This window comes from Halomonas sp. ALS9 (genome assembly GCF_001651035.1).
In the GTDB taxonomy this organism is placed as follows: Bacteria; Pseudomonadota; Gammaproteobacteria; order Pseudomonadales; family Halomonadaceae; genus Vreelandella.
Genome location: NZ_LXRG01000192.1, coordinates 547742 through 573325, shown reverse-complemented (window position 1 = coordinate 573325; position 25584 = coordinate 547742). Strand labels below are relative to the sequence as shown.

Sequence of the window (25584 nt, the reverse complement as noted above, 5' to 3'; positions counted from 1 at the left end):
TTTTTTTAGTGCTTTGTTAGCAGTTCTTTAACTAGTGCGACGAACATGCCGCCTGCCACTGGTAGGACTTGATCGTTAAAGTCATAACGCTCGTTATGCAGGTAAGCACCGTCGCCGTTGCCGACAAAAAAGAAGCAGCCAGGTACTTCCTGAAGATAGAAAGCAAAGTCTTCCGCGCCCATGGTGGGCATATAGTCCAACTTTTGAATATCGTTGCTAACGGAGTGTTTGGTGGCGATGGACAACACTCGTTCGGACCAGTTCTGGTCATTTACTAGCGGGGGAACTTGGTGCAAGTGCTCTATATGGTAAAAAGCACCATGCGCTGCACATACTCCCTGGGTCACTTGCTCAAGTTTTCCTGCCAGGGCGTCGCGGGAGGAAGGCCGGTCGCTACGAATATTAACCAGCAGCTCGGCATGGCCGGGAATAACGTTGGCAGCATCGCCAGCATGGAAGGAAGCTACTGTAATAACACCCGCTTCCAGCGGTGATTTATGGCGGCCTACCAACCCCTGCAACTGCTGTACCAGCGATGAACCTATATAAATAGGATCCACCGCCAAGTGCGGCATGGCTGCGTGACCAGAAACGCCTTCTATAGTGACTTTATAAGTGTCGTTCCCCCCCATTGCTGGGCCAGGTTTAACGAACAGCTGACCCGCGGGGAAGCCTGGGCGATTATGGTAGCCAAACACTGCGTCCACTTTAGGGTTTTGCAGCACACCCGCTTTGACCATTAAATCGGCACCGTTGCCACCTTCTTCGCCCGGCTGAAACAGCAGTTTTATATGGCCGCACAACTCGTCCCGCATTGCCATAATAGCTTCTGCAGCGAGCAACAGTGTGGCGGTATGCCCATCGTGGCCGCAAGCGTGCATTAGGCCCTCTCGCTGGGAACGGTGGGCAAAGGCGTTGGTTTCATTGATAGGCAGTGCATCCATGTCGGCACGAAATGCAAGCACAGGCCCTTCCCGCCCTGTACCCAGCTCTGCCATGACGCCAGTGGTGGCGATGCCTTCCGTTACTTGATAACCAAGTTTGCGAAGGCGATTAGCAACGAGTCTCGCGGTATCATTTTCTTGGAATTTAAGCTCTGGGTTCTGGTGAAGCTCATGCCGCAGTTCGATAGCTTCCTGCAGCTGTTTTTTTGAAAATACTTGCTCTGAAAACATGTCCTGTCCTTGCCGTTATCGATGTAATTTTTGGTGCTTTAACGTTAAGCGACTTGACAGGCAGGAAAGAGACCATTGAGTGACATGTTTGTTGCTTTGAAAGCAACAGTGGTGGGGTTTCATAATAATACTCTCAGACGTAAAAATTACGTAGCCGACAGCAGTTGGGAAGAGCGAGTCTCGGACGTCAGGTACCGTTACTTGTAGGAGGGCGGTATCTCTTATTAAATTGCAAAACTAAATGATGCTTAGTTATAGCTTTTTATTGATCGCTATAAAATAGTTGACCTAACCATGAGCTAGCGGAGCTAGCTCACTCTCTTCCGCACCTTATCGGTGGAACTGCTTTTCGCGTTCGGGCTGCCAGTAAATGGCATCGATACGTAGCCGTGTTTCGGTATTATTAGGTAACGGCCATTCGATGATGTCGCCCACTTTGAGGCCGATCAATGCCGCGCCAATGGGTGCCATGACCGAAATACCATCTGCTACGCTTTCCAGTGAATGCGGGTAGACCAGCGTTCGAATCATCTTAAGCCCACGGGTGAGGTCAGTGAAGCGAACCTGGCTGTTCATGCTGACAACATCATCCGGAATATCTTCTGGGTCGCGGACTTCACCTCGCGCTAATTCTTCCTCTAGTAGCTGGGCCACGGCCATGTCTTTATCAGATGCATTGTCGATTAAGCGCTGGAGGCGCTCGGCATCAAGGCGGTTAATAATAATAGCAGGACGTTGTCCCATGATTACTCTCCTTGGAAAGCAATAAGTTTAAACCAATAAAAAACAGCCCTTCCCCAATAAAGGAAGGACTGCGTGCTTTTAAAAGTATAAGCGATTTATAAAGTAAAGACGATCACGTGACTCCTTGTTCAATCATGGCATCAGCCACCTTTCTGAAGCCTGCAATATTGGCGCCCAGAACCAAGTTGGTTTTATCACCAAACTCTTCGGCTGTATCGGCGCACTGGCGGTGAATGTTGGCCATGATCTGTTTTAATTTTTGGTCGACTTTTTCCAGTGGCCACTGCTCCATACTGCTATTTTGTGCCATTTCTAGCTGGCTGGTAGCGACGCCTCCTGCATTGGCGGCTTTACCTGGCCCATAGGCAATTTTAGCGTTTAGAAACAGGTCGACGGCCTCTTTTGTAGCGGGCATGTTGGCCCCTTCACTAATACACGTGATGCCATTCGCAAGTAGGCTTTCCGCATCGCTTGCGGTCAGCTCATTCTGCGTGGCGCAGGGGAACGCTGCATCGGCTTGAATACGCCATACGGCATGACCGTTCTGGGGGTAGTCACGTGCCGAGATGTAGTGCGCATCAGGATGCTCGTGTAAGTAGGCTTCTAACGAGGTGCGCTGCACTTCTTTGAGCTGTTTGAGTAAGCCTAGATCAATACCGCTTTTATCGTAGATAGTGCCACGTGAATCGCTGCAGGTGATCGGTTTAGCGCCCAACTCGTATAACTTCTCAATGGTGTAGATGGCGACATTGCCAGCGCCGGAAACCAGGCAGGTCTTGTCGCGCAGCTCTTCTCCACGGGCAGCTAGCATGTTTTGCGCAAAGTACACCGCGCCGTATCCGGTGGCCTCTTTGCGGCCAAGCGAGCCTCCCCAGTTCAGCCCTTTGCCGGTGAGGACGCCTTCATAGTGGCCGGTGAGCCGCTTGTACTGACCAAAGAGATAGCCAATTTCACGCGTACCAACGCCGATATCACCTGCCGGCACATCGCAGTGGGGGCCAATATGACGGTACAGCTCGCTCATAAACGCCTGGCAAAATCGCATGATCTCGTTATCCGATTTTCCTTTCGGGTCAAAATCGGCGCCGCCTTTCCCGCCGCCTATCGGCAAGCCGGTTAACGCATTTTTGAAAATCTGCTCAAAGCCGAGAAATTTGATGGTGCCCGAGGTAACGCTGGGGTGGAATCGTAAGCCGCCCTTGTAAGGGCCAAGGGCGGAATTGAACTGTACGCGATAGCCCTTGTTGACCCGTACTTTTCCAGCATCATCTACCCAGCTTATCCGGAACATGATTTGCCGTTCGGGCTCGACTATTCGCTCAATAATGCTGTGTTGGTGATAGTAGTCGCTCTGCTCGATGAGCGGGCGCAGGCATTCGAGCACTTCTTCGGTAGCCTGATAGAATTCTGCTTGTGCAGGGCTGCTTTTATTAAGTCGTGTCAGCGTATCGTGAACGTAAGGCATCGGAGCATATCGTCATCGTTATTCAACAGAGTATTGGCTGGCCAGAGCGTTGGAATATTTAACTGGCAGCATGCTGCTGTGCATAGCCTATGCAGGTTCGGTATGGGCGAATAGGCTAGGGAATTTAGACGAAAGTATGCATTGGGAAGGTTTGGTTCAGTTATTTCTCATAACCCAGTAAACGATGGATAAACGTTTTGCAGCAGTTGAGGTTTTTTTATAGCGCTGAAATGTGCTGCCTGCCGACAATCTGGCACTCCCGTTCTCTTGCGGTGGCCTGCTGTTGGCAACAGTTATCATAAACCGTGCAGATGCGCTTTTCTGAATTAAATTTAACCTAGCAAAAGCCCTTCATCAATCGCTATAAACGCGCTGGCCTCATTGATTAGTGACGCTGCAGTAAGCTGCGGGACACCATAAACTTCGACTCGTTTTCCATGCTTAACACGGATTTTATTGGCCAGCAGATCAAAGTCGCCATCGCCGGATACCAGTACGATCACGTCTGCCTGTTCGGCGTATTCAATGGCGTCGAGCGCGATGCCCACGTCCCAATCGCCTTTTGCGGAGCCATCTGAGCGCTGAATAAAAGGCTTCAGCTTTACCTCAAAACCAATCGCTCGGAGGATGTTTTGAAACTCTCGCTGCTTTTGGTCGCCTCTATCGATGGCGTAGCAAATCGCTTTCACCACGTTTCTATTAGCGGTTGCCTGGGCCCAGAACTTGTTGTAATCAAAGTTGCGGCGATACGACTCTTTAACGGTGTAATAGACATTTTGGATATCGACAAATATCGCCACGCTGGTCATAACAAGTAACCTTTTGCACGTTAGTGATCAGCTTAAACGGTTTGAGTAGATAAATGTATCTGCTTGCCATGAGTATTATCGCCACAGCAACCCCGATATTTTGCCGAACAACGCCTTAAAGCGCCCCGTTCGTATCCAATATCGACACCGTGATGTGCAGATAAGCAACGTGACCACTAGGCTGACAGGGGAATTTTCTTTTATGTCACACGCGGCCTAGGAGTATTTAGTATGAGAACCTTGTCGAACATAGGGTTTGCTATCTTCGGTGCCGCGCTGGTCGCGATTAGTTACGGGCTGGCACGTTTTGCGTTTGGTCTTTTTGTGCCCTCCATTAGCGCCGAGCTGGGTCTCACGCCGTACCTCATTGGTATCATCGGGGCACTGCCGTTTATTAGTTTCGTGCTGGCCACACTGGTTGCTCCGCTTGCCGCTGATCGACTCGGTGCACGTAATCTGGCGATGCTGTCGGGTGGCTTCGGGGTGGCTGGCCTGGGGTTGATCAGCCAGGCGTCAGGCTCACTTGCGCTGGGTGTGGGGGTGTTTATCTGCGGTATCTGCACCGGTTTGATGATGCCCGCCCTCACCGCCGCGATGCAGGCGCTGGTAAGCCGGACGATGCACGGGCGTGTCAGTTCGATTATGAACGCAGGCACCAGCGTGGGGATTATCGTGGCAGTGCCGACGGTGGTGTTTCTTGCGGACGCGTGGCGGCTGACCTACACGATCTTTGCCGTTCTGACCGGTCTGGGGGTAGCGGCGGCGTGGTACTTCATTCCTTCAGTGTCACGGGTGATTCCCGCTAACGCGGCACCGCCGCCGCCCATCACCCGGTTGCAGTGGTCGCGGCTCATTCGGCTTACGCTATTCGCTTTCGCCATGGGCTTTGTGTCTGCCCCGTACTGGCTTTTCGCCCCCGACTTGGCGGTTACCCTGGGTGCGCTGCCCGCTAACCAAACCGGTTGGCTGTGGTTTGCGGTGGGTATCGCTGGGCTCGGCGGTGCCGTGGTGAGCGATTTAGCCGACCGCAATAACCCGCCCATTACCCAGGCATTGATGCTGATGATGCTGTCTTCAAGCTTGGCATTGCTGGCCGCTAGCCCCAGTCAGTTACCGCTGGCGATGTTTTCCGCGATGGTCTTTGGGCTTGCCTATATGAGCTTAACGGGGCTGTATCTGATGACGGGTATTCGGCTATTGCCGGGGCGGCTATCCATGGGGCCAGTACTGCCGTTTATGGCCTGTGCGCTTGGGCAGGCAGTGGGCTCCCCGGTGGTGGGTATTCTGGTTGATGGCGTTGGCTATGCGGAGGCGTTTTCGATCTTCTCCGTGGTGGGCATTCTGATTGCGGTGCTATCGCCCATCTATCCAGGCCATATCGATTACTGGGCTGACTGGACAGACGAAACGGTAGAAGAAGCACCAGAAGAGCAGCCGATAGTGGAAGATACCGGCCTTCAGGCAGCTTATGACTACCAATTGCTGGATGAAAATGGTGAACCCATTGAAGCCAACGAGTCCATTGAGCCCGAGGTAGAAGAGAAAGATGCGCCTTGAATGTTGTGTTGTAGGTCGCATGAAAAAGAATAGCGTGCGATTTCGACTGCTCCACATGCCGGCAAAGACGACGTTGGAAAGTTTTGTACAACCGATGCTAGCTTTTGTATGAGTTTTTGGTTTTTAATGTTGCCATACATTTACCCATGCAAACCATCGTCGTTCAAAGATAAAAGGTGCTCTAACCTATGACTTCCACTAGCTCGCCATTGGGGCAACCAGAAGCGCTATCGTCCGCTCTTTTTCCCCGCACTGTGTATCTGGCTGGAAACGACCCTGAAGCGACGCGCCGAGAGATTGAGGCTTGCTTCACCGCTACGTTTGATCGCTATGAGTCACTGTTCACTACACTGGCGAGTGAAGAGGCTTATTTGCGTAAGTCTATTTCGCTCAGGCATCCGCTGATTTTTTACCTCGGGCATACCGCAACATTCTTCGTCAATAAGCTGGTGCTGGCGAAACTCTTGCCCGCTCGAATCGACCCTAATATGGAGTCTATTTTCGCCGTAGGCGTCGATGAGATGAGTTGGGATGATCTCAACGAAGCCCACTATTCATGGCCATCGGTCAGCGAGGTGATGGACTACCGCGCCAAGGTGCGCGCGGCGGTGCTTAATCTGATCCGCGAGCTGCCGGTGTCGCTGCCCATCGGCTGGGATAGCCCGTTCTGGCCTGTCATCATGGGCATCGAGCACGAGCGCATTCATCTTGAAACGTCGTCGGTGTTGATTCGCCAGCAGTCGCTTGATTTGGTGACGCCACAGCCTGCCTGGGCACCCATTCGCACCACCGGTGAGCCACCGGAGAATGCGCTGATCACGGTTCCCCAGGGTGAGGTAACGCTGGGCAAGCCGTTTGACGACCCGTGGTACGGCTGGGATAACGAGTACGGCCATCACCGTGCCGACGTTGAAGAGTTTAAAGCCAGCCAGTTTCTGGTCAGCAATAGCGAGTTTCTCGAATTCGTCGAAGCCGGTGGCTATTTAACCGATGCTTACTGGTCGGAAGAGGGGTTGGGATGGCGTAATTTTGCCAAAGCGAGCCATCCCACTTTTTGGGTGTGGAAAAACGAGTGGTTCCTGCGCTTAATGACCGAAGAGGTTGAGATGCCCTGGGATTGGCCGGTGGAGGTCAACTTCCACGAGGCTAAAGCCTTCTGTAACTGGAAAAGCCAGCAGACAGGCCAACCTGTGCGTATGCCGACGGAAGATGAGTGGCATCGCCTGGCGGAGGAAGCGGGTGTCTCCGAGCTTGAAAGTGATCAACCGGCCAACGCCAACCTGCACTTGGATCATGGCGCCTCATCTTGCCCGGTCACGCGCTTCCAGCACGGCCAGTGGTTCGATGTGGTGGGCAATGTATGGCAGTGGGTAGAAACACCGACTTACCCATTCCCAGGTTTTGACGTGCATCCACTCTACGATGACTTCACCACCCCGACGTTCGACAACCAGCACAACCTGATCAAGGGCGGCTCCTGGATATCCTGTGGCAACGAAACCCGCCTAAGCGCACGCTATGCATTTCGCCGCCACTTCTTCCAGCATGCGGGTTTCCGCTACGTAGTGTCAGATGCTGAAGTCACGCTGCCCAGCGCTTATTACGAAAGCAATGCCCGTATGGCGGAGTACGCGGAATTTCATTACGGCGACGAATGGTTTGGCGTTGCCAACTTCCCCCAAGCATTGGCCAACAAGGCGCTAACCGCCATGGCCGGGCGTCAAAAGAAACGCGCCCTGGATTTGGGCTGTGCCAGCGGGCGTGGCAGTTTTGAGCTGGCCCGTGAATTTGAGCACGTCGATGGCGTGGACTTTTCGGCTAACTTTATCCGCCAGGGCGTGGAAATGGCGGAGCAGAAAGTGCTGCGTTATACCCGCACCGAAGAGGGTGAGCTTGTTAGCTACCAGGAACGCACCCTGGCAAGTATGGGGCTGGAAACGGTTGCCGATCGGGTCAGCTTCCATCAGGGCGATGCGTGCAACCTCAAGCCGCAGTTCAGCGAATATGACTTAGTGCTGGCCGCGAATCTGATTGATCGGTTGTATAAGCCTGCCCAGTTCCTGCAAACCATTCATCAGCGTATCAATGCCGGTGGCATCCTGATGATTGCATCGCCGTATACCTGGCTGGAAGAGTACACGCCGATGGAGGAGTGGATCGGTGGGTTCAAGAAAAACGGCGAAAACTTCAGCACCCTGGATGGCCTCAAGGAGCTGCTGGAGCCCCACTTCAAAATGATCAGCGAGCCCGAGAAAGTGCCCTTTGTGATCCGCGAGACCATGCATAAATACCAGCATAGCCTCTCGGAAGTCACGCTGTGGGAGCGGCGTTCCTAACGCTTCTCAATAAGCCCCTCAATGGCCCGGTTAATCGACGCGTGTTCGGTTAACCGGGCAAACAGGTCGCCAGTCTCCTGGCCATTGATTAAGCCCAACAAGACGCCTAGTAACGCGCCTCTGTGTGCGCTGTCGCCTCCAACCTCTGCGTTGATCTGTAAGGCGCGCAGTGGTTCCTGATGGTACTTGCAGGCCAGGTATAACACCGCAGGCCACGCGTCGGTAATGTAGCAAGCGGTGGATAGCTGTTTCCCTATTACCTCACGTTCGGGGCGAGTGCCTTCCACCAGCGTCGTTAAATCCCGACGGGATAAGCCGCGTGTTGCCTTCAGCAGCAGTTCCTGCACGTTGACATCGCCATCGCGGAACATGAGCGCGTCGATCAGCTCAACGTAGGCATCGCAAACGTCCGCGAGAAAGTTGTCCGGATGGGTCAATGCCAGGTGGTTGCGGCAAAGCTTGCGGGTATCGGCCAGCGAAGTACCTCTTAAGCGTTCGCCAATCGCCAAGGGAGCAATAGTGGTCAAGCCGCCAATGGACGGCGTGTCGTGGGTAACGGCGCCGCATTTGTGTGGAGGCTGGCCTTTTTCGAGGTTAGCGAAAAAGCCGCGATGGTAAGACTCAGCATAGGTATCCGGATGGGCCGGTATCTCTGCGGTCATTAGGCGGATATAGGCTTGCAGAAAAGTATCGCGGTCATAGTGCTGGTCAGGCGCGCTCATTGTTTGCATCAGGGTTAACGCACAATAGGCGTTAAGGGTGTTATCCCCTGGCTGCATGCCTTGGTGGTAATGAACGTTAGGACGATTCCAGTACGACTGTTTGCCTTTAAGGATGACATCGCCAACGATCTCGCGCTGTGATTGACTCCCCGCATTCTTTCGCCCACCGGCGCTGGTGGAGTGCAGGGACATAATCGATGACGGATGAAACTCAGGTGGCGCTTCAAACGTTGTGATCCCGTTTGGAAACGCACGGTCGATATCGTGGACGTTGTAGAACCAGTGCACCGGCATCGCCAGTGAGTCGGCAATAAACAGGTTTTTAAGTGCGGCAACAGCTCTTGATGACACGTTATCTGTCATGGATATGTTCCTTTAAGTTTGTCTTGCCATCTTATGGGTAATGTTCAGGTTAGCGAACTGTTGGCGATCAACGCTTAACCACAAAGGGAGGTAGGAAGATGTCATCACGACTGCGTAACCGCCATGTTTGGTTTGGGCTTCTGCTTGGCGTTCTTGGGCTGGTGTATATCGCGAGTATGGAAAAAAGCGGGCTTGCAGAACTGCCTCATGTTCTAGCGGCCCTCACCGTGCTGATCCCGCTGACGATGTTCGGGGTTGTGCTGCGAAGCCCGTGGCCGGCGGCAGCGGCGCTGATTATGCTGGTTTTTATCAATATAACGCTGAGCTAGAACCAGCCCTAAGCCCGATAAACAAATAACAACACTAGAAAAATGAGCGCTATTAAATGCCATTTTATTATGGGGCTGATATATATTATTAAAGGATCAGTGTTCATCTTGGCGTAGGGTTACGTACATGAATGCCCAGGAACAGGATCGACTGTTCGCGCTCCGCCAGCTAAATCTGCTGGATACCTCCCCAAGTGAGAGTTTTGATCGCATAACACGGATAGCTAGTCAGCTATTCGGTTTGCCGATCGCTGCCGTGTCCCTCACCGACGAGAACCGGCAGTGGTTTAAGTCCAGGGTTGGGGTCGAACATTGGGAGATCCCCCGGGACACGGCTCCCTGCGGGGAGGTCTGCGATGCCTCGAAAGTCCTGGTCATTCCCGATCTTCTCGCCTCGGACTGCTATCGCAATAGCTACCTGGCAAAGACAGGCATCCGTTTTTATGCGGGCGCACCGTTGGTAACGCGAGAAGGCCACACCCTGGGCGCGATGTGTGTGCTGGACACCCAGCCAAACGAGCTCTCTGAGCAAGAGCAGATAATGCTTTGCGATCTAGCCGCCATGGTCATGGCCCAGATTGAGCTGCAGCACGCGTTTGGCAGAATTGACCCGTTAACAGGCCTTTCTAATCGTCACCAGTTTGCTGAAGACATACAGGATATACAGCTAGATTCGCCAAACGAGTGGAGAGTCGCGCTGTTGACCGAGGTGGTCGATGTCGGCGAGATAAGTGCGCTTCATCGTACTCTTGGGCCAGCGTACCTTGATGAACTAGTGAGAGTTTCCGCCCGTTGCTTGCAACAGGCCATCGGGTCGGGCGTGAAGCTCTACCACCTGGGTGGCTGCCAGTTCGTGCATCTGGTGAACCATGCGAGCGATACCTACTTGTTGAAGGAGGCGCTGCGGCTTCGTCAGGCGCTGTTGGCGCTTGAATCTGCCCGCGCAGTGCCGGTATTGGTTCGCCCCACTGTGGGTCTCGCGCCATTTTGTCTGGGCGAGGTCGCAGCTGTGGATATTTTGCGCAGTGCTTATGCCGCTTGCTTGGATGCTCGCCAGGCGAGAAAAGGGGCGGGGCTTTTCTCCTCGGAGCTGGATGCCCATTACCAACGGCGTTATATGCTGCTGAACGACATCGGTCGGGCGCTGGAAAGCGAGGATGAGCTTTACTTGGTCTTTCAACCTCGTGTCCACCTAGAGAGCGGCGAATGCTCGGGAGCAGAAGCATTGTTGCGCTGGCGCCATCCTCTCTTGGGTGACTTATCGCCTGACGAGTTTATCCCATTGATCGAACATACGCCGATGGCTAAACCACTCACGCAGTGGGTGTTGCGGCATACCATTAGCCAGGCATCGGCGTGGCATCAACAAGGCGAGACACTGCAGATTTCGGTCAATGTGTCGGCGACCAATCTTGAGGAAGAGCATTTTGCCCTACGGCTACTGGGAGAGATGGCGCACATGGCCCTGCCGCGAGCCAGCTTGGAGGTGGAACTTACAGAAAGTGCGTTGGTTGGCCAGGGAGAGGTGGCGACGGTTCAACTCACGGCGCTCATCGCGGCTGGACTGCGGATTGCCATCGATGATTTCGGCACCGGCTACAGCAGTCTCTCCTACCTGCATGAGATACCCGCCCATACCGTGAAGATTGATCGCTGCTTCATCACTCATCTAGACCATGATGAGCGTGCTGCGACACTGGTCAAATCGATGATCTCAATGGCCCATAATCTGGGCTACCGCGTGGTGGCCGAAGGCGTAGAGAGCGATGCTGTTTACCGCCGGCTCGTGCAACTGGGGTGCGACGAGGCCCAGGGGTACCTCATCGCTAGACCGCTATCGCCAGGGGCGTTCGAAAAGTGGCTGCATCCGGAGTAGGGTAATGATACTTGGCTAATTTTTCTTTGACATTGGCTGCTTGGATAGACGTGCTTTCAGCTAATCACCATTTTTTGGAAGCTATCTGCCGATAGTGTTGGCAACCATTCGGCACAGTTTCCAAAATAGGGATATCTGGCCCAGTCCTCTCGTGCACCGATAACAAATAAGCGCAATTTGGCGCGACTGACCGCGACATTCAAGAGGTTGGGGGTGGCCGATGCCCAATCTTTTGCGCCAGCCTTCTGCGGGTTACCGCCCAGCACTAAAATGACGACCTTGGCTTCCTTGCCCTGAACTGTGTGAATCGTACCGGCCTTAATGCCAGGGTAGTTCGCTGCCACTTGATGCAGTTTTTTAACCACGGCACGAAAAGGTGAGATGAGGAAAATATCGTCGGCTGTTACGTCTTGCTCAATAAGCCGTTCGATTAATGCTTTGGCGGCTCGCCCTTCGTTGGGCACCCAGTGGCCGTCGGCTTGTTCCGCTGGCACATCGACCCAGGCGCTTTCAAAAAGCGAACTATTGGAGCAGGGTTTGCCGTGCACCATGGCATTGTCATAGGCCACTTCGTTGCAAATCTCGAACATGGGGCTATCGCAGCGACGATGAACCAGTAATGGAGCACCGACCCATGTAGTCCCGATGGTACTTCCATATAGGCTGGCTTGATCGGCTAATGCTTGGGTTGAGGTGCTGCCGGGCAACCACTCCATGCTGACGCCTAGGCTTTCCGCTAGCGAGCCCTGCAGGCGATCCGGCACCGTCACGACAGGGGTTAATTGCAAGGGATCGCCAACCACCAACGCCGATTTGGCTCGCCAAAGAGCACCTGCTGATTGCTGTGGCGCGGCTTGACCTGCCTCATCAACCATAAGCCAGCCGAGGCTCTCGCGGCCCAATTCAGCAAATTGACGACCAAAAGAGGCAAACGTGGTTGAGACGACCGGCACCAAGAGGAATAGGCTTGACCAAAGGCTTTCCGCTACCCCTTCTGGAAGTTCGTTGGGAGCTTTGCCGCGTAATAATTGCATCATGCCGCGCAGGTTGTTCTGCAGCGGCTTTCCTGCGTCGAGCACAAAGGCATCATGAAGATCCAGCGCGGCTAGAAACACCCGAACACGGGCAGACTCCCATTCGGGATCTGCCCACGGCGAAGCAAGTTCTTTGGTTTTTGGACACTCGGTAAGCAGGTCTGGGGTTACGCAATAACGGTGACCGACCTTTTCGCAATAGGTGTCGATCGTCTGATATGCCGCTAGTGCTTTCTTTTCTGCCGTCGCACGTGCTGCCTGCTGCTGAGTAAGCTGGGTGCGGACTTGCTCGCAGTGCTTGGCCGCTTCCTTGGTCGTAGCTTCACTGCGTTGATACTGCTGGCGCTCAGTGGCGACTGCCTCGGACAATGCTGAGTGGTTCAACTGTTGTTCAGCATGGTTGCAGGCGTTGAGCGCAAGCGCCTTGCGCTTGAGACTCTCTGACACCTGCTGGCGCGCGGCAACTTCTTGATCGGATAGCATGCGTAGAGTGTTTTGCCATGCTTTCACGCTGGATAAGGTGCGCAACCACTTACTCCACCATCGCTTAACTGTACTCGGGCCATCTTCGCGGCAATGTTCAAGCTGCTGCTGTACTCCTTGCAGTGAGTGCTCCGCGGCAGAGCAGTAATTTTGTTGACTCTCCAGGTCACGTTCTGCCGATTTTAATACTGCTTCTCTCTCGCTCTTAACCCCCAAGAACGCTTGTTCAAGCGTCGCTTTGTGCTCATCTTGCCGTTCAAGGGCGTTTGCTCGCTGCTGTTCTGCTTGAGCCAACTCCGCGGCCAGCGTCTGTTCTCGGTGTTGTAAGGCCGCGATGTCCTGCTCAATCTGCCTGATGGTCGTTACTGCTTGGTAGACATGTTGCCGTTCGTAGCGACACGCCTGCTCTTCATCGAGCGCCTTTTGGAAGGACGCCACCGCCTGACGCCAACCGGGCACGTTTGCTGGTCGAGGCCCTTTGAGTAAGTCGGGAATATGCACGGGGTCGTCTTCGGACTTCTTTTGTTCCCAGCCCCAGAACGCATCAGCAAACGCTGTTTTGTTCTTGCTCTTCCCCAGGCACGCTGCCAATAGCGACCAGGCTTCGCCAGTATCGCCGAGCAAACGGGAGCCGATTTCAGTGAAGGGGCTATGCTTTCGGTCGCCCCATTCAGGGTCAACATCTGCAGCTTTCGGAAACTCTAAGGTCACGTTTTCCACCGCGCCGTTATTGCTGGATGCCACCACGATGCCAAAGTTAAGCAGTGAGGCGTCTAGTGGGGCAAAAAACTGCCGCCACTCACCGCTTTGCCAAGCAGGGCGTGATTTTCCAAAGGCGTCAGATGGAGACGAAAAGCGTGCCAAGATCTGGGCACGTTCAATGATGATGCCTGCCACAATATCTTTTAGCAGCGTCGTCTTCCCGGTACCGGGTGGGCCATTCACTGCCATCAGGCCACTTCCGCCTCCCCCGAGGCTGTGCAGCGCTTGGTTTACCGCAAGCTGCTGGCTGAAGACTAACGGATAGCGATTTTTCGTAGGCCACCGCCCTGGTGGGTATGCCACTGGGGCAAGTAGTGCCCAGGCTTCTTGGTGCTCTTTGCGAAGATCAATATGGCGTGGGGGGCGCTTACCCAGATAGTGTGCTAATGCTTCGCCAATATCACCGCTTTCGGCGTTGTGCTGTACTAACGCAAGATCATCCAGAAAAAGGCTGTTGAGCATTTCTAGCGCGGCGGTTAGGCGGGGGCTAGGTGGCTCCGTCTGTGTATGTGCCCCGTTATCCGTTTGGGTCGCTGGTGTCGTGTTTGTCACCGGGCGGCGGACACACTGTACCCGACATATCGTAGGCGTCAGGGTTTGCGTCGCAAGCCCGAGGTAGCCAAATAACCACGCCAAAAAGCGGTATAGGTTCTCGCTGGTTAGTTCGGCACCTGACAGCTCGCTGGCAAAGCGGTCGTACACCACGCCATTGGCATCAGCAAAATCTTCGCTTTTTAATGCGTTGGCATGAAGAGTGGTTCGCCCTTGTGCGGCCTGCTTGCGTAGGGCACCAAAGGCCCAGGCGAAGCTCGATAGCACCAACGTTTCGGCGATGACGCAGCCTGCGCTATCGACCTGAAAGCCGACGGCGGATGTCCCCAGCGGTTGGCGTTCATCGCGTACGACATGATTAAGTTTTTCCCCAAGCCAGGATTCGATCTCTTCGCGTGCGGTGTTGATGTTTATCAGCCCTGCGTAAATACCATAGGCCCACTTTTCCCGGTGATTGTCCTCGGTTATCCCAGGGGACGCTTGGGCACATCGATAGATCGTATGAGGGTGATCGGGTTGCCAGGGGAGGTCATCCTTGGAGTCAGTGCGAATATCGTAAATCGGCTCGCGCTCATCGCGTTTAGGGCTGGTCTTGGGGAATGAGGTGGGTGTCAGCCATTCAACCAGACGCCAAAAAGCCACGATATTGCTAGGTGTCCCCATCGATACACACTCCTTGTCCTGTTATTGGGGAAACCCCCTAAGTACTCACTGCTCACGCCCGTTTTATCGTCTGAAAACGGCTATGTCTCATTTAGTGAGATGAACTCGTGAATTTGTCTTGCTATGTTTTAGCTCATATAAACAAATAACGATAAACATAATGTCGGCAAATGAAAACAGCACCACATCAGGCCCTACGACGCTCGTTCATGCCATGCAAATATTGCAGGTTACTGCACGTGGCGGTCACCGCGGTGCGAGTATAGACGATTACTTGAATGCGTTGAGTTTCAGTCGTCCTACGCTCTATCGGTTGTTAAAAGGTCTCAAGCAGCAAGGATTCTTGCGACCTTCTCCCATTCGCGGGCGTTACCTACTGGGTTATGAGTTGCTAGTGCTTGGTGCTCAGGCGGGCAATGGCGCGGGGTTGCGCGATTTGGCACGGCCCAGGTTGCTGGCGCTGGCGCAGCGCTGGGGAGACAGTTTTTATTTGTTCGCTCGTGATGGCGTCAATGCTGTCTGCTTGGAAGTACAGAACGGCGCTTATCCCGTGGGCAGTTTCGTTAGGGCGACGGGTGGCCGTTTGCCGCTAGGCGTCGGCCAAGCATCGATTGCCTTGCTCGCGTATCTCGGCGCGGATGAGAGAAATGAAATACTCAGCCATAACGCGGAACGGCTGATAGACGAATACGCGATTGCCATCGCTGACATCGACGCCGAAATTGCCCACCAACTTAAACATGGTTACGCCCGGGGCGTAGAGGGCTCTCTGCTCCCGGAATATAGCGGCCTGGCCATTCCTATTCTTGACCATAGCGGCCACCCCTTGGGCGCCATGAGCTGTTCGATGCTCAAATCGCGTATGACGGAAGATCACAAGCGGGAAGTGCTCCAAGGCATGCAGGAAGAGGTTGCCGCCATGGTCAATCAGGCCCATGGCCTGCTGTATCTGGATTAACGCGCTATGCCACACACTACGCACCCATCCCATCAGCGCCCTTGCGGCTGGAACGCTTGGCTAGCCGAGCGCCAGCCGCGCCCCGCTCTACGCGGTCACTCTGAGGCAGATGTCGTCATCATCGGAGCCGGTTATACCGGTTTTGCGGCAGCCTCTGCCTGGCAGCAGGCGCGCCCTGAAGATCGCATCAAAATCCTCGAAGCTGACCGGGTAGGCGAGGGGAGTCCAGGACGTAACTCCGGCTTTATGCTGGAAATTGCCTTAGCCAACGATGCTCGCCCCGAAGAGCTTGAGCGCATGGAGAAGCTGAACGCGTTAAGCCGACAAACCATGGCGTTACTGCGCGCGCGTGTCGAACGTTTGGGTATTGACTGCCAGCTCGAGCGTAGTGGCACCTATCGCGCTGCCCGTAGCGCTATAGGCCAGCGTGCCTTGAACCAGTATGAAGCGTTTCTGAAGGCTGCTGGGCTTTCCTACCAAACTTTGAACGGTAGCCAACTCGCTGAGCGAATCGGTACGCACTACTACACCCAGGGGATTTATTCGCCGGACTGCTATCTCGTCCAGCCCGCCGCATTGATTGTGGGTTTAGCGGATTCATTGGAAGCCGGTATCGAGCTGCATGAGCGCTCGCCAGCGACTCAAATAGTACCTGATGGCAAGAAATGGCGCGTTACTACACCCGAAGGCAGCGTGGCGGCTGGGCAGGTGATTTTGGCCAATAACGCTTTTTCTAGATCCTTGGGTGCAGATCCTTCGCGGCTCACCGCTATTTATACCTATGCCGCCATTACCGAGCCTTTGCCGGAACCAGAGCGCCAACGCATCGCCGCGACGACCTGGGGGTTGCTACCCGCACACCGCCTAGGCTGTACGTTGCGTACCACCGCTGACGGCCGTTTGATGATCCGCTCGCGTTACAGCTATGAACGCGAAGCCGATAACGCCCGTATCGAGGCCGGACTGAAAGCAAGCCTAGAGGCCCGCTATCCCGAACTCACCCCCGTGCACTTTGAAAAGGTCTGGGGAGGTACCACCGGGCTGACCTATAACGGAGCTCCGCTTTGGGGTGAAATCCAGCCCGGGCTGTATGTTTCGGCGGGGTGCAATGGCGGCGGTATCGTCAAAGGTACCTACCTGGGCGATGCCTTGGCGCGCCATGCGCTCGGCCAGCCGGTTGAGGATATTGCCTCGCTATTCGGCCAGGCGAGCTGGATGCCGCCCGACCCCGTGCGTCGGTTGGGTTTCTACCTGACCAGTGAAATGGAGCGCCGTAAGGCAAAAAACGAAACCTGACCCCACCTACCACTATAAAAAGAGAGATGACAATGGATCCTCAAGATCATATTGGGCTGCTGTCCATCATGCCGGCGGCATTGGCCATCGTGCTGGCATTTGTCACCCGCAATACGGTTTTCTCGCTGGCTGTTGCCTGTTTCGTTGGGGTGATTACCTTGGGCAATGGGCTGATGGGGTTTCCTACGCTGTTAAAGGAAACCCTGGGCACCACTAGCTTCTCCTGGATACTGCTTTTGGAGTTATTCATTGGCACGGTAATCGCTTTTTTCCAACGTACAGGGGCGATTCAGAACTTTACCGCCTGGGTGGAACGTCGTGCTTTATCGCGGGTGCGGGTTCAGTTGGTTGCCTGGGTGATGGGTATGTTCGTTTTTTTCAGCGACTACTTCAGCCCTCTGTTTGTCGGTAGTACGATGCGTGGCCTGACGGATCGGTACCGGGTCTCGCGGGAAAAGCTGGCGTACATTGCCGACTCCACCTCGGCTCCGGTGAGTGTCATGGTGCCCATCACGGGCTGGGCAGTGTTTATCTCGGGTTTGTTGATCGGCATGGGGCCCATCGAAAATGCTGCGCAGGCAATGGGGGTATTTCTGCATGCCATACCTTTCAATCTCTATGCGTGGCTATCAGTGTTGGTCGTCGGGCTGGTGATCGTAGGCGTTATTCCGCTTTTTGGGCCGATGCGCGAAGCCGAGCGTCGGGCTCAGGAAGAGGGCAAAGTACTGCGTGATGGGGCAGAACCGCTGGTGGGGGAGGAGCTGACGGAAATTCCGCCTTATGAAGGAGCACGTACCAGCCTATTTTGGAATTTTTTCGCTCCGGTACTGGTAGTGATCGGCGTTGCCGTAGGCACCTTTATCGTCATGGACTCGGCCAAGACCATGGAGGCATTTCTGGCGGCTTCCGTGTTTCTCGGTATCGTTATGCGCCTTCAGGGCATTCCCTTTAGCGACATTATGAAAACCTCGATGGCGGGGATGAAGGGAGTAATGCCCGCCATTATCATTCTGGCGTTAGCCTATTCGTTAAATCAACTTTCCAAAGACATGGGTACGGCTAACTATATCGTTGAAGCCACCGCAGGCTGGCTAACACCGGCTTTGCTTCCGGCCATGACGTTCCTGATTGCCGCCGTTATCGCCTTTTCAACCGGTACCTCTTGGGGCACCTTCGCTATCATGATGCCGCTGGCTGTGCCGCTCGCTTTCAACTTTAGCGGCGATATGATTACACCGCTGGTGTATGCCACAGTGGCTGCTGTGGCGGGAGGCGGTGTCTTTGGAGATCACTGCTCGCCCCTGTCGGATACCTCTGTGCTTGCTTCTACGGGGGCCGCCTCTGACCATATCGATCATATCAAAACGCAAATCCCCTTTGCGCTAGCCGTCGCCTTGCTTTCCCTGGCTATGTATCTGTTGCTTGGCCTCACGCTGTAACACTGTTCGCCCTGCGATGTGGTGGATGCCGCGTTATCGCAGGGCCTAAATACCAAGCTGATACTACCCTGCTGGGCGGCGCATCACGGTCATCAATACCCCAGCGCCAATCAAGCTGCCAGCACCACAACGATGTAGCAGGCGGCGAAACTTGGCGGTCATCAGTTGTCGGCTGGTTGTTGATAGCAATGTATAGCCGAGATCGGAGATGACACCCATCACAAGAAAGGTGGTAAACAGAATTGCCAGTTGGGGCGCCAAGGGCTGGGACTGGTTGATAAACTGCGGCATGAAGGCCATAAAGAATAAAATGCTTTTGGGGTTCAGGAGTGTCACCCAAAATGCCTTTGCGGTGCCTTGCTTGACGCTCGCTCCAGAGGCTTCCAGGTCATTCAATTGGCCGGATTCACGCCACATCTTGATGCCAAGATAAAGTAGATAAAGAACCCCGAGCCATTTGACGATGGCGAATAGCTCCGCCGACGCCATCAGAAGGGCGCCCACGCCTGCAAACGAAAGCGACATAGCCACCAAGTCACCTAAGAAGAAGCCGGGCAGCATCGCCAGAGCCGCTCTGCGGCCTTGATTGATGCCGGTGATTACCAGCAGGGCAACGGCGGGGCCGGGGGATGCGATAACTAAAAACGAAGCCAGCACAAACGACAGCCACAGCTCAATTGACATAGCGTTACCCGCCTTGTTGTTGAATTATTAATTAAAGCTCGCTATGTAGTTGTAAGCCCTGAAGTGCCGCGTGGCAATGATTCTAAATGGCCATTTTCTCGATTTTCCCGGCGGTTTTTTTGCGTAATTTGCTGTGATAACGCTCCACTCTCACGCCAATAGCGTGTTTCTAGAGCCTAGGTGGGTAAACAGAGCTTCTGGTCAGAATGTTCAGTTGCTGCACTTGTGCATTAAGACCAACTGCCGGAATTACTATAAAGCTATTATTGAGCAGCAGGCTAAAGAGCTAGCCATCACAGTAATCTTCACTAAGAGCATCTCTTCCAGCATCTATAAGCATTTTGCTAATCAGTTCGGCATCTTGAGATCCGAAGACACGTCCACCGGTGTGTTCGGCAATGCAGTTGGAAAGTCCGCTATTAGAAATGTCTACGACGTTAACCCGAAGCCTGGGCTGTCGATTAGCTATATCTTGAGCAATTGCACACTGGTTTTGATCGCAGCCATCTGCACCGTCGACAAAGGCTAGGATGACGGCATCGCGATTTATGCCATCAACCATATCAGCAGCCCTTATTAGGCTTGCTGCTAGTGGTGTGCCATCGTCGGCGACAAGCCGGTGCACTCCCTCTATGAGCTGAGGGCGCTGATCTGCAGAGAAAATGCCCTGAACAACTGTTGTATCACACCCTTGATAGGTCACTAACCCAATGTCGATGCTAGGATCGATGGCTTGAACAAGATCACTAAATGCATGTTGGGCGACAGTAAGACGCGAAGGGCCTGCTATAAGCCGTTGCATACGTGGATCGTTGGCTCTTAACTCACGTAAAAAATCTGGCATGTTGAATAACCACTGCTCATCTTCCGGAGACGTCTGAATGTTAAGATTCATCGAGCCAGAAGTATCAAAGATAGTGACGAATTCAGGTGGCGGCGCATCGTCATTCCGGCAGGCAAAAGGTAGTGTTTTGCCTTCGCTGCGTTGCCAAGGAGTAGAAAAGCGCTCCCAGTGTGCGAAAGTCAGCCATAAACCCAGCAGTGCCAGTCCTGCTAATAGCGGCAATAGCAGCGGAATGACCCAGCGACGACGGGGAGAGGCAGGTGCTGAAGAAGGTGGCCTCATGGCAGTCGGCGGAGGTCTAGGTGTCGCGTTTGGAGATATCACACTGGAGGGCGCCGACGTTGAAAACACGGGCACCCAGCGGATTAAAAGCGGCTCACCATTAATCGAGTAGAGGTTGTTGGTATCTGGATGAGTGGGTAATACTCGCAACTCTGAAGCAGCGGGGTCGCCCCGCTTTTCAAGTTCAGTGATCAGGTTGCCTAACGCTAATAAGCGCTGGTTGAGGCGCTGCTTCAGCACTTCCTGCTCATCTGCTGATAGCTCGTTCAAGTGGCGAGGCTGACCAGATAACTCCGTCCACCATTCCAAAGTATTCAAACTGCCTACTCGCGGTAGGGCGAACAAGTTGCCAATACTGGGGGGGCAATAGCGATAGACGAGCTTCTGCAACCGCTCAGGCTGCAGAGGCTCAGCTAGCGCTAGGTTCTCCTCACGCAGAACGCGCTGCATAGCGTTCCTCCATGAAATAAGACAGTGGCATTGGCGTCACGGAGTATAGCCTAAACTTTGCTGAAGCCGATTCACTTGTTCTTGTAGAGCATTGAGCCGCTCTTCCCGCTCTGCGAAGGTTTCCGTGTCAGCTTCTTGTGAAGAAGAGCCTGCCTGCACCTGCTGCTCTACCTCGCTCAACTGGTGCTGTAACCCTAGCTGTTCCTGTGTGCGATTCTGTAATCGAGCAACCAGCTGTTCCATCGTGCGCTCAAGTTCGTATTGTTGTTGGTTAGTAACCCGCAATTCATTTCGGGTGGCGCGCTGCTGTTCCATAATCTGACGCTGAATATCTCGAAATAGCGCGTTCTCTTCTTGGTCTTGGTAAACCTGCTCCTCGCCTGCATCAATGCGAGCCCGGTAGCCTCCACCAGCATCACAAGAGAGCTTAGCCAGTAAGCTGGCCTCCTGGCTTGGGTCACAGGCTTCAGGCGTTGTTGCACAACCGCTGAGTATCGCTAGGCTGCTGGCAGCGACGATAAGTCGAAGTTTCATAGGGGCTCCTTAGCCAAGAGTAATTGCTGAACGCATGCTGTAGAGGTCATCTACTTCTTGTTGAAGAGCGAGTACTTGTTGGTTCATGACTTCAATTTCTTGCTCTACCTTCTGTACTTCAGCAGGGCTGGCTTCTTGGCGCTCTAGCTGGGCAACACTCTGATATTCACTAACAGATTTCTGCATATTGCTAAGATCGCGGCGCAGTATGCCAATATTACTGTCGATACCGGCTAACTCTCGCTGCACGGATACTTGATTGACACGCTGTTCAGCAATTTCTTGTTCAATACGTTCAATACGTTGGCGGTCTTCGGCCATGACAAGACGAGCAGTTTCAGTTCGCGCGATTACCTTTTGGGTATCTTCTTGTATATCTTGGCTCATTACTGCGAGGCGTTCTGCACTAGATGCGTATTCGCTGCGACGCTGATCTAGATAGTAGTTGGCCCCCATCGCTACACCACAGGCGCTAATACCAGCAATAATGGCGCATTGGGCATGATTACTCGTGCCGCTGAGCATGCAGCCCATGACACCGACAGCCGCCCCTGCTGCACACGATTGAAGGCCAGATTTACTGAAAAACTCGGCATCATCGCCTTGAGTTAAACGAGGATCTGCGGCTTGGCGGCCACTGTTGTTTCCACTAAGTACACTGCTCCCTGTACTGGCACAGCCAGCAAGAAATAAAGTGCTGGCAATAGCGGTACTAAGCAGAAGTTGTTTAAAAAAAGGTATATGTATCTTCATGAGATATTCCCTAGTGCTAGTTAGTGGTCGTTATTGTTCTGCCATGGCTTTGCAGCTTTCTAGCCAAGCCTCGGCGTTAATGCGCTGGTCATCTATAAACTGGCGCTGATGCTGCCAGTAAGTCTGAAGGTAGGGCTCTAATCCGCTTAACTGGGAGTTGCGAGTAAGGATTTCGCTGAATACTTGTACTTGCTCCTCAATAGGCTCTGAGCCGTAGAGAGTTGCTGATTCAACCAAGCTGCTCGCGTAATAGCGGCTAAGGCCTTGAAGGCGCTGCTCTTGCTCCGATAAGCGAGCTTCGCGCATGCCGCAGCTGGCATCGGGGCTATCACCTTCACAATTGACGCGATAGTTCTCGGCGAGAAAGTCAAAAAAGACGCCATCGTCCTCTAACTTGGTGCATAAGAAGGCGCCCAGGTTGAGGCTTGCGCGAATCGCTTGATTGCGTGCTTCTTCCTGGCGTTGGTTGCTGGCGCGTAATTGGCGCTCCAGCGACTGAAGCTCTTCTTGTAAAACATTATCTTCTATCTCAGAGGCTAGCGCCGCCAGCTGCACTGCGGCACCAGGGGAGCCATCTTCCTCAACGTCACCTAACCCTAGGGCTTTCCACTGCTCTTCTATTGCAGAAATACGCTCACGGGAAGTTAACGTCGGTGCCACCAGCGCTAGACGCATACTGTTGGCACGACCACGCGTATGTCCTTCGTTGCTGTAATAAGGCTCTTCTCCACGCAGTGCCGTGCGGATATCTTCAAGTGGGCTTAAGTAGTTGCCACCTCGAACAATAAAACCACCTGCCTGGCCGTGCTGGCGGTCAAGTTTATTAAGGCGAAAAGGTTCAAACATTATCTCGCTGGCGTTACCAAGCATGTCGTGAAAACCCAGCGGATTAGGTGCTAAAAGCCCCGCCAGTTGAAGTCGACCGTTGGACGACTGGGCGCCGGAATACCACTCATAAGCGTTAATCCCTTCTGGCATGGGGTAGCGTGAATCACGATATTCTGCAGTGCTGACTTCAAGGCCGCCCCGCGCGGCATATTCCCACTCAGTCTCAGTAGGTAATCGCATGAAACCAAGCGCACCGTCCTCTTGGGGTAGCGATTCAGGAGTATTCTCGCGCAACCAAAGGTTATAAGTGTCACTAAACTGCATGGCATCAAACCAGCTCAGCTCTATTTTGGGAAAGCGTTTTCGATTAGAAGGCTCGGGGCAAGTATCTTCCATGAGCGCGTCGTACTGAAGTTCAGTTAACTCGTACTTGGCTAAAAGGTAATGGCGTGAGGACGCCGCTTGCTCATCAGCAAAGCTGCCAGAAATAAAAGCCGGGCGACTCTGTTCTACATATCCCCACCCCGTACCGTCTTGGCCTACCTGCACAGGGAAGTCATCTAGTGGCTTGGTGACTGGTACATGAACCTGGCGAAACGTCATCGCGCCACCGCATGGCATGGGCAGTACGACATCGTCATCAAGGGGAGCAGGGTTATAGAGTCGTTCATCCCACTCGGGTTGTGAGTGAGCTGTAAACGAGACACCCAGGCCTGCAATAAGAGCAATAAGACGGCGTTCAAGCTTCACGTAGACTCTCCGATGGCTGAATCCCATAGGCCCGGGCAACGCCCACGACGACCACCAGTAAACCGATACCAAGCGTCAGCATCAGAGCGATCAATGCATGGGTGAGGGTTATGTGGCTAACGACCCCCGCAGCCATATAACTAGTGGCCAAGGCGCGATTAAAGACGGCGGAACCTAGCGCAAATAGGCCGAGTCCCACAACAAAGGCAAGTAGCGTTAATACACCAACTTGAACGGTTAAGAAGGCTGCGATGGCTGAACGTTGGAAGCCGAGCAAGCGCAGCACTGCATACTCACGGCGTTTGCGGTCAATGTTGGCTAAGAAGGCGCCGCTCATTGAAGCCATGCAACCCACCAGGGCGGTCGCGGCGATGACACCAAAAACAAGCTCTAGGACTTTATTGATAGTGCGAACATTCTCGATTTCAGCCAGGCGACTGGAGGTGTCAATGCGCTGCTCTTCAAGCCAGCTCACCAACCCTTGGACTGCGTCCCCATCCTTGGCATAGATACGCGCGCGAGCGTAACGCAAGGGATAATCACCACGCGTTAAGCCACTTTCTACCCCAAGCGTTGGGCTCGAATGACCATCGCGGAAATGCTCAAGCTCGATTAGCAAAGAGAGGTCTACAAACGCTGCTGGGCGCGGAAAGCGATCAGCTGCCAGCACCCCCACTACCGCTACTTCCAGGCGGCCTCGCTCTAGCTGGCCATCGAGCCGACGGCTGACAGCGAGCGTTAATAGATCGCCTTCTGCCACTTCAAGGCGTCTAGCGGCAGGTTCGCTAAGTATTACTTCAGTGCCTTCGGGGTGACGGCCCAGGCTGGCTAATAGCGGGTCACCCGGTGCGGAAGGGATCAGCTCTGCGCCCTCCACGAAGCGCTGAGAGTCATTGAGTAGATCGGCCTGAGTGTTAAGTGAGCGCGTTTGCCCAATGACGAAACCTACCTCCTGGCGTTCACGAAGATCGTTTAGCCAACTATCGTCATAGCTGCCACTAGTGAGCATGCGCACTTCGAGGTTACGTGGATCGTCAAGTAGCTCGCTCTGTAGTTGGCTAATGACACCGTGCTTTAGGCCAAAAAGGAGCAGCAGTGGGGCAATAACGGCTACCAACGCGGCTGCAATGCATAGCGAAACTTGGCGGTCATGCCAAAGATCCTTAAGGGCTAAGCGAGCAATTAAGACCAAGCGTTTAGTGTGCGAAGGCAAAGCGACAACCTCCCGGCGTCAAGGAGGCGGTTAAGCGTGGCAGCTTGAACTGAGCCACCAGCGTATAGTCATGGGATACCACCAGCGCAGCCATATCGAGTTCTTTTACAAGTGAAACAATAAGGCCAAATAATCGCTCGCCAGAGGTTGGATCAAGTGCAGCTGTTGGCTCGTCGGCGAGGAGTAGGCGTGGCTCATGTGCCATCGCACGTACAAAAGCAGTACGTTGACGTTCGCCAATGGAGAGTGCCCCCGGGCGCTTATCAAGCAGTGGCTCTAAGCCGAGCGTTGCACAGGCATGATCAACACGTTCACTCTGCTGCGGGAGCCCCATCAATAGCCGGGGAAGGGCAATATTGTCGCGTACGCTCAAGAACGGTAAGAGGCCACCACTTTGCAATAGGAAGCCAATATCTCTGGAACGGATTTCAGCGAGAGAATATTCGTCGCTAGCATGCAGCAACGCCGCCACGTTTGTTTGTTGTGGACCAAGCGTGAAGCTACTTAATGTAGTTGGTGTCAGCAAAAGCCCAAGGACTTCCAGTAGCGTACTTTTTCCACAGCCGCTTGGGCCGACAATAGCCGCCACTTGGCCTGCTGCAAGTGCTAGCTCAGGGAGATGAACTTCATGCCGTTCACTACCTTTCCCACGCGCCACGCGTAATTCAGTTAAATTTAGCATG

At 53.8% G+C, this 25584-nt stretch carries 20 protein-coding genes; 7 read left to right on the top strand and 13 right to left on the bottom strand.

Annotated elements, in window-relative coordinates; translation table 11 throughout:
- Positions 1–5: 5 nt before the first annotated feature.
- The 4 genes from A6R74_RS16395 to A6R74_RS16380 form a co-directional block, all read right to left on the bottom strand.
- Positions 6–1175 (bottom strand): M20 metallopeptidase family protein, encoded by a 1170-nt coding sequence (locus A6R74_RS16395; RefSeq protein WP_064235544.1) that lies wholly within the window; start codon positions 1173–1175, stop codon positions 6–8.
- 330 nt (positions 1176–1505) lie between these two features.
- Complete coding sequence (gene rnk, locus A6R74_RS16390) at positions 1506–1919, bottom strand: nucleoside diphosphate kinase regulator (protein ID WP_064235543.1); 414 nt, start codon at positions 1917–1919, stop codon at positions 1506–1508.
- A gap of 112 nt (positions 1920–2031) precedes the next feature.
- The gene (gene gdhA, locus A6R74_RS16385; RefSeq protein WP_064235542.1) at positions 2032–3384 is read right to left on the bottom strand and encodes an NADP-specific glutamate dehydrogenase; all 1353 of its coding nucleotides are present in this window, start codon (positions 3382–3384) and stop codon (positions 2032–2034) included.
- A 332-nt stretch (positions 3385–3716) separates the two neighbouring features.
- Entirely contained in the window at positions 3717–4193 is a 477-nt protein-coding gene (locus A6R74_RS16380; protein ID WP_064235541.1) for a LabA-like NYN domain-containing protein, read from the bottom strand.
- A 231-nt stretch (positions 4194–4424) separates the two neighbouring features.
- Here A6R74_RS16380 and A6R74_RS16375 point away from each other — a divergent pair, with 231 nt between their 5' ends.
- Both A6R74_RS16375 and ovoA read left to right on the top strand, forming a co-directional pair.
- Complete coding sequence (locus A6R74_RS16375) at positions 4425–5750, top strand: MFS transporter (protein ID WP_064235540.1); 1326 nt, start codon at positions 4425–4427, stop codon at positions 5748–5750.
- Between the two features lie 188 nt (positions 5751–5938).
- Positions 5939–8086, top strand: a complete 2148-nt coding sequence (gene ovoA, locus A6R74_RS16370; RefSeq protein WP_064235539.1) for a 5-histidylcysteine sulfoxide synthase — start codon at positions 5939–5941, stop codon at positions 8084–8086.
- Here the strand turns inward: ovoA and A6R74_RS16365 are convergent.
- Positions 8083–9171, bottom strand: a complete 1089-nt coding sequence (locus tag A6R74_RS16365) for an ADP-ribosylglycohydrolase family protein (protein ID WP_064235538.1) — start codon at positions 9169–9171, stop codon at positions 8083–8085. The two genes, ovoA and A6R74_RS16365, sit on opposite strands and share 4 nt — an antisense overlap.
- A gap of 98 nt (positions 9172–9269) precedes the next feature.
- Here A6R74_RS16365 and A6R74_RS16360 point away from each other — a divergent pair, with 98 nt between their 5' ends.
- Together A6R74_RS16360 and A6R74_RS16355 are read left to right on the top strand one after the other, a co-directional pair.
- Positions 9270–9500 carry a hypothetical protein gene (locus A6R74_RS16360; protein ID WP_064235537.1) on the top strand — a complete coding sequence of 77 codons (231 nt, stop codon included), beginning with the start codon at positions 9270–9272 and terminating at the stop codon, positions 9498–9500.
- A 127-nt stretch (positions 9501–9627) separates the two neighbouring features.
- On the top strand, positions 9628–11376 hold the full coding sequence (locus A6R74_RS16355) for a sensor domain-containing phosphodiesterase (RefSeq protein WP_064235536.1): 1749 nt from the start codon (positions 9628–9630) through the stop codon (positions 11374–11376).
- A gap of 56 nt (positions 11377–11432) precedes the next feature.
- Here A6R74_RS16355 and A6R74_RS16350 read toward each other — a convergent pair whose 3' ends face one another.
- Entirely contained in the window at positions 11433–14870 is a 3438-nt protein-coding gene (locus A6R74_RS16350; RefSeq protein WP_064235535.1) for a DEAD/DEAH box helicase, read from the bottom strand.
- A 160-nt stretch (positions 14871–15030) separates the two neighbouring features.
- Here A6R74_RS16350 and A6R74_RS16345 point away from each other — a divergent pair, with 160 nt between their 5' ends.
- Genes A6R74_RS16345 through A6R74_RS16335 form a run of 3 tightly spaced genes read left to right on the top strand, consistent with a single transcriptional unit; the run spans position 15031 to position 18563 of the window.
- Positions 15031–15828, top strand: coding sequence for an IclR family transcriptional regulator (locus A6R74_RS16345; RefSeq protein WP_240488252.1), 798 nt, complete (start codon positions 15031–15033; stop codon positions 15826–15828).
- A gap of 6 nt (positions 15829–15834) precedes the next feature.
- On the top strand, positions 15835–17124 hold the full coding sequence (locus A6R74_RS16340) for an NAD(P)/FAD-dependent oxidoreductase (protein WP_064235533.1): 1290 nt from the start codon (positions 15835–15837) through the stop codon (positions 17122–17124).
- Between the two features lie 32 nt (positions 17125–17156).
- Positions 17157–18563: a Na+/H+ antiporter NhaC family protein gene (locus tag A6R74_RS16335; protein WP_064235532.1), complete on the top strand. Its 1407-nt coding sequence runs from the start codon at positions 17157–17159 to the stop codon at positions 18561–18563.
- A gap of 63 nt (positions 18564–18626) precedes the next feature.
- Here A6R74_RS16335 and A6R74_RS16330 read toward each other — a convergent pair whose 3' ends face one another.
- The 7 genes from A6R74_RS16330 to A6R74_RS16300 form a co-directional block, all read right to left on the bottom strand.
- On the bottom strand, positions 18627–19247 hold the full coding sequence (locus A6R74_RS16330) for a LysE family translocator (protein ID WP_064235531.1): 621 nt from the start codon (positions 19245–19247) through the stop codon (positions 18627–18629).
- Positions 19248–19533: 286 nt separating this feature from the next.
- Positions 19534–20823 carry a VWA domain-containing protein gene (locus A6R74_RS16325; protein ID WP_064235530.1) on the bottom strand — a complete coding sequence of 430 codons (1290 nt, stop codon included), beginning with the start codon at positions 20821–20823 and terminating at the stop codon, positions 19534–19536.
- A 36-nt stretch (positions 20824–20859) separates the two neighbouring features.
- Positions 20860–21357 (bottom strand): hypothetical protein, encoded by a 498-nt coding sequence (locus A6R74_RS16320; protein WP_064235529.1) that lies wholly within the window; start codon positions 21355–21357, stop codon positions 20860–20862.
- 9 nt (positions 21358–21366) lie between these two features.
- Positions 21367–22110, bottom strand: a complete 744-nt coding sequence (locus A6R74_RS16315; RefSeq protein WP_064235528.1) for a hypothetical protein — start codon at positions 22108–22110, stop codon at positions 21367–21369.
- 30 nt (positions 22111–22140) lie between these two features.
- Entirely contained in the window at positions 22141–23688 is a 1548-nt protein-coding gene (locus tag A6R74_RS16310; protein WP_240488251.1) for a formylglycine-generating enzyme family protein, read from the bottom strand.
- Positions 23678–24901 (bottom strand): ABC transporter permease, encoded by a 1224-nt coding sequence (locus tag A6R74_RS16305; protein WP_064235526.1) that lies wholly within the window; start codon positions 24899–24901, stop codon positions 23678–23680. The genes A6R74_RS16310 and A6R74_RS16305 overlap by 11 nt, the downstream gene beginning before the upstream one ends.
- Positions 24885–25583, bottom strand: a complete 699-nt coding sequence (locus A6R74_RS16300) for an ABC transporter ATP-binding protein (RefSeq protein WP_064235525.1) — start codon at positions 25581–25583, stop codon at positions 24885–24887. The genes A6R74_RS16305 and A6R74_RS16300 overlap by 17 nt, the downstream gene beginning before the upstream one ends.
- Between the last annotated feature and the right edge of the window lies 1 nt (position 25584).

What these genes read in the sequence shown, in the direction of transcription:
- A6R74_RS16395 (WP_064235544.1), bottom strand. Translation starts at nt 1,175, where the DNA reads ATGTTTTCAGAGCAAGTATTTTCAAAAAAACAGCTGCAGGAAGCTATC.
- A6R74_RS16350 (WP_064235535.1), bottom strand. Translation starts at nt 14,870, where the DNA reads ATGGGGACACCTAGCAATATCGTGGCTTTTTGGCGTCTGGTTGAATGG.
- A6R74_RS16315 (WP_064235528.1), bottom strand. Translation starts at nt 22,110, where the DNA reads ATGAAGATACATATACCTTTTTTTAAACAACTTCTGCTTAGTACCGCT.
- A6R74_RS16300 (WP_064235525.1), bottom strand. Translation starts at nt 25,583, where the DNA reads ATGCTAAATTTAACTGAATTACGCGTGGCGCGTGGGAAAGGTAGTGAA.
- A6R74_RS16365 (WP_064235538.1), bottom strand. Translation starts at nt 9,171, where the DNA reads ATGACAGATAACGTGTCATCAAGAGCTGTTGCCGCACTTAAAAACCTG.
- A6R74_RS16380 (WP_064235541.1), bottom strand. Translation starts at nt 4,193, where the DNA reads ATGACCAGCGTGGCGATATTTGTCGATATCCAAAATGTCTATTACACC.
- A6R74_RS16325 (WP_064235530.1), bottom strand. Translation starts at nt 20,823, where the DNA reads ATGCAGCGCGTTCTGCGTGAGGAGAACCTAGCGCTAGCTGAGCCTCTG.
- ovoA (WP_064235539.1), top strand. Translation starts at nt 5,939, where the DNA reads ATGACTTCCACTAGCTCGCCATTGGGGCAACCAGAAGCGCTATCGTCC.
- A6R74_RS16375 (WP_064235540.1), top strand. Translation starts at nt 4,425, where the DNA reads ATGAGAACCTTGTCGAACATAGGGTTTGCTATCTTCGGTGCCGCGCTG.
- A6R74_RS16335 (WP_064235532.1), top strand. Translation starts at nt 17,157, where the DNA reads ATGGATCCTCAAGATCATATTGGGCTGCTGTCCATCATGCCGGCGGCA.
- gdhA (WP_064235542.1), bottom strand. Translation starts at nt 3,384, where the DNA reads ATGCCTTACGTTCACGATACGCTGACACGACTTAATAAAAGCAGCCCT.
- A6R74_RS16320 (WP_064235529.1), bottom strand. Translation starts at nt 21,357, where the DNA reads ATGAAACTTCGACTTATCGTCGCTGCCAGCAGCCTAGCGATACTCAGC.
- A6R74_RS16340 (WP_064235533.1), top strand. Translation starts at nt 15,835, where the DNA reads ATGCCACACACTACGCACCCATCCCATCAGCGCCCTTGCGGCTGGAAC.
- A6R74_RS16355 (WP_064235536.1), top strand. Translation starts at nt 9,628, where the DNA reads ATGAATGCCCAGGAACAGGATCGACTGTTCGCGCTCCGCCAGCTAAAT.
- A6R74_RS16330 (WP_064235531.1), bottom strand. Translation starts at nt 19,247, where the DNA reads ATGTCAATTGAGCTGTGGCTGTCGTTTGTGCTGGCTTCGTTTTTAGTT.
- rnk (WP_064235543.1), bottom strand. Translation starts at nt 1,919, where the DNA reads ATGGGACAACGTCCTGCTATTATTATTAACCGCCTTGATGCCGAGCGC.
- A6R74_RS16345 (WP_240488252.1), top strand. Translation starts at nt 15,031, where the DNA reads ATGTCGGCAAATGAAAACAGCACCACATCAGGCCCTACGACGCTCGTT.
- A6R74_RS16360 (WP_064235537.1), top strand. Translation starts at nt 9,270, where the DNA reads ATGTCATCACGACTGCGTAACCGCCATGTTTGGTTTGGGCTTCTGCTT.